Source organism: Mesorhizobium sp. M4A.F.Ca.ET.020.02.1.1, from assembly GCF_004022645.1.
Taxonomy (GTDB): Bacteria; Pseudomonadota; Alphaproteobacteria; order Rhizobiales; family Rhizobiaceae; genus Mesorhizobium.
Genome location: NZ_RZOI01001256.1, coordinates 1 through 800, shown reverse-complemented (window position 1 = coordinate 800; position 800 = coordinate 1). Strand labels below are relative to the sequence as shown.

The 800-nt window shown below is 63.0% G+C and carries 1 protein-coding gene; it reads left to right on the top strand.

Going from position 1 to position 800, the window contains the following annotated elements; translation table 11 throughout:
• A partial coding sequence (gene ubiE / locus EN742_RS36460; RefSeq protein WP_128333961.1) for a bifunctional demethylmenaquinone methyltransferase/2-methoxy-6-polyprenyl-1,4-benzoquinol methylase UbiE occupies window positions 1-718 on the top strand: 718 nt, incomplete at its 5' end.
• Between the last annotated feature and the right edge of the window lie 82 nt (window positions 719-800).

The window sequence follows — 800 nt, the reverse complement described above, 5'->3', positions numbered from 1 at the left end:
GGTAGGGGCAGGCGATAAGCAGTCCCTGGTCAACGACGTTTTCCATAAGGTCGCCAATCGCTATGACCTGATGAACGATCTGATGTCGGGCGGACTGCACCGGCTGTGGAAGGACGCCATGGTGACGTGGCTCAATCCGCCGAAACGACCGGGCTGGAAGGTGCTCGACGTTGCCGGCGGCACCGGCGACATAGCTTTCCGCATCGTCGAGGCCAGCGATCGCCACGCGCATGCCACCGTGCTCGACATCAACGGATCGATGCTCGACGTCGGCCGCGAGCGCGCCGAGAAGAAAGGCCTGAGCGAAAGCACCGATTTCGTCGAGGCCAATGCCGAGGAACTGCCATTCGCCGACAACACGTTCGACGCCTATACGATCGCCTTCGGCATCCGCAACGTGCCGCGCATCGAGGTGGCGCTCGGCGAAGCCTATCGGGTGCTGAAGCGCGGCGGACGCTTGCTGTGCCTCGAATTCTCCGAAGTCGAGATGCCGCTGCTCGACAAGGTCTACGAGGCCTGGTCGTTCAACGCCATACCCCGGATCGGCAAGGCGGTCACTGGCGAAGGCGAACCCTACTCCTATCTCGTCGAATCGATCCGCAAATTCCCCAACCAGCAGAATTTCGCGGCGATGATTTCGCGCGCGGGCTTCGATCGCGTCTCCTTCCGCAACTATTCGGGCGGCATCGCCGCGCTTCATTCGGGCTGGAAGCTTTGAGGCGGGAGACTTTGAAGCAGGCTGGGCGATGAGCAGCGTCGGCGCCGCCTTTCGGCTCGCACGGGCCGGCTGGGTGCTGGTC